Raw genomic sequence first — 2,928 nt, forward strand, 5'->3', positions numbered from 1 at the left:
CTAGATGGTGTTGTCTAATCGCATTGCGTTGGTCAAACTCTTTTTGACATGCTCAACAACGCCCGGCCGAGCATCGTTCGACCGGGACGAGTACTAAACCGTGGATGTGCGGACCGCTGTTTCATGTTGCGTTGTTGATGACGTTTGCCGGGAGCACGGTTGTCTGCGCGGTCGATACCTGATCGCCGCATGAAGGGTTTTCGCCGGAGGGATCTTCCAATGTAACGGACGCAGTATGGACGCGGTACACGTTCACCTGCAAACACCATCTGCGGAATGATCCGACCTACGTCCCGGCAGGGACGTTTCAACGCATCCGATAAGGCGGACGCAATTCAGAATGCCTGGTGAACTCAGGCAGTCACGCCGGCGGACCGATCAAAAAATTCGCCGGTTGTCAGCATTCTGTGCATTGTCACGGATAGCTTGCGCGCCACAGCAACTGCTGCTCGTTTGAAGCCGACCTTCTCTCTGAGCTTCATCCCCCAGGCACGAAGTGAACTGTCAGCATGGGCTCGGGTCAGGATCACCGTGGCGGCCTCATAAAGGAGGCCACGCAGATGACTATCTCCCCGCCGAGAGATGTGGCCGTCATAGTCAACTTCCCCGGACTGATACCGCCTTGTTGTCAGTCCCAGCCATGCTCCCACAGACCGGGAGGTTCGGAAGTTTTTCGGATCCTCTATCGCCGCAACAAAGGAGGCAGAAGTCACCGCACCGACCCCGGGGATGGACGTCAGTACCTGACATGCGTCGCTCTGCCGTGCCATTGCGACGAGCTGACGATCAAGTTGCGCAGCGCGGCCTCGGATACTACGCCAAGCCTCGAGAAGGGGTAGGATGATCTGTTCCAAGCCAGCATTGCTACCCGACAGATTGCGTACATTCGTCTCAAATACCAAGCCACTACCTTTGGGCACGACCAGCCCAAACGTCTTCATAAGCCCACGAATCTGATTGGATAGCTCCGTCATGATCCTGATCAGCTTGGTGCGCGCGGTCACCAATGTGCGGATAAGCATGCTGTCATAGCCCTTCACRCGAACCTCGCGGTAGAAGCCGACCTCAGCCAGCTGTGCCAAGCCGTCGGCGTCGTTGGCGTCTGTTTTGTTCGGGGCCATGTCGAGTGCGGCCTTGGCATGGCGGGCGTCGATACAGATTGCCGGAAGTCCTTCTGCACTCAGAGCATGATAGAACCACACAGACAAAGGACCGGTCTCGAACACCACCCGCTCTGCTGCTGGTGCGCGATGGCGGATCACCTCTGCGAGCAGCTTCGGATCGGATGGGCATTTGCCGCGCCAAATCCTCTTGCCATCACGCCGAATAGAAATTGTCGTCTCTTTCAATGATACGTCGAGGCCTATATATTCGCTCATGGTTGTTCTCCAATTGATGTTTGGGCCCGGCGTCCAGTCGTGAGCCCGTATTTCCATCTTATCGGGGAACAACCACCTTGCTATTCACTACCGTGACCAATCTGGCGCCCAGGGCGGCGACTCGCTCCCGCGATTACCCCATGTAACGGGCGGAGCTCGGCCAGCGAGGTTTGAAAGGCTGGTGGTCGTCCCTCACAATGATGGTTTCGCGGAGTCAGGAGTGGCCTGCTCCATAGCATCACGGAGAGACGACCATGAAGCAGTATGCCGGAATCGATGTCTCGTTGGAATATTCAAGTGTGTGCGTGGTGGATGCAGATGGCCGCATCGTGCGTGAAGCAAAGGTACTGAGCGAGCCCGATGCGCTGATCGCCTGGTTTGCCGAGCACGGCGTGGCCATGGAGCGGATCGGTCTTGAGGCCGGCCCCTTGTCGCAGTGGCTGCATGCCGGGATGACGAAGGCGGGTCTGGCGGTCGAACTGATCGAGACGCGGCACGTGCGGACGGCCTTCAAGACGATGCCGGTGAAGACCGACAAGAAGGATGCGCGAGGCATCGCGCAGTTGATGCGGCTTGGCTGGTTCAGACCGGTCCACTGCAAATCTCTTCCGGCCCAGGAAGTGCGCGCGTTGCTGACCGCCCGCAAGCTCATCCAGGGAAAGCTTCACGACATCGAGATGAGCATCCGGGGCATACTGCGCGGCTTCGGCCTCAAGGTAGGGCCGACGACACAGCGCACCTATSCGGCACGGATCCGCGAACTGATTGAAGGTCATCCGACCTTGGAGGCGATYGCCGCGTCGCTGTTAAAGGTGCGCGATGCACTTGCGGACGAATTTGCCGGGTTTGAACGAAAGCTGCGTGCCATGGCCCGTCAGGACGACAGCGCACGGCGGCTGATGACGACGCCCGGCGTTGGCGTCGTGGTGGCGCTGACATTCGTGGCGGCCGTAGATACGCCGGAGCGTTTCCGCTCATCCCGAGCAGTGGGGCCGCATTTCGGATTGACGCCGAAGAAGTATCAATCGGGCGAGACCGACTATAGCGGTCGCATCTCGAAGATTGGCGATGTGGGCGTACGAACCGCGCTCTACGAGGCGGCCAACGTCATCCTCACGCGACCGGTCAAAGGCTCGGATCTCAAAAGCTGGGCACTGGCGGTCGCCAGACGTGCGGGTCCCAGAAAGGCGCGTGTCGCGCTGGCCCGTAAGCTGGCGGTGGTGTTGCACCACATGCTTAGGGATGGAACCAACTTCATTCCYCACAAGGCTCAGGCAGCCATGGCCGCCTGAGCCGGAAACAGACAACCGGACAGGTTTCGGGCGGGCACTGCCATCAGCCCCCCGGAGCAAGGTCCCTTCGCCGGGACGATGGATGGGTTAGGCCGCTGAAAGCCAAGCAGCACTCAGGTGACTGCGCGTTCCTAGATTGGCCAGCCGGTCCTCAGCAGACCCCATAAAGCAGCGGCCAAGCCCCGACTGCGAACAGAAGCAAGCACTCGGCGAGGGACTAAGCTCACAAGGGATTGACTCAAGGCCCGTTACAGAAG

Annotated in this window: 2 protein-coding genes; one reads left to right on the plus strand and one right to left on the minus strand. The window is 59.3% G+C overall.

Features of this window, described 5'->3' with window-relative positions; translation table 11 throughout:
• Nucleotides 1-353 precede the first annotated feature (353 nt).
• The gene (locus tag AC1DE4_RS31555; protein ID WP_477884731.1) at nucleotides 354-1,379 is read right to left on the minus strand and encodes an IS110 family RNA-guided transposase; all 1,026 of its coding nucleotides are present in this window, start codon (nucleotides 1,377-1,379) and stop codon (nucleotides 354-356) included.
• A 254-nt stretch (nucleotides 1,380-1,633) separates the two neighbouring features.
• On the opposite strand from AC1DE4_RS31555, the gene AC1DE4_RS31560 reads away from it, so the two are divergent.
• On the plus strand, nucleotides 1,634-2,671 hold the full coding sequence (locus AC1DE4_RS31560) for an IS110 family RNA-guided transposase (protein ID WP_477884732.1): 1,038 nt from the start codon (nucleotides 1,634-1,636) through the stop codon (nucleotides 2,669-2,671).
• The last annotated feature ends 257 nt before the right edge of the window (nucleotides 2,672-2,928 follow it).

The sequence above is a fragment of the Rhizobium sp. 10N414 genome (assembly GCF_056394785.1).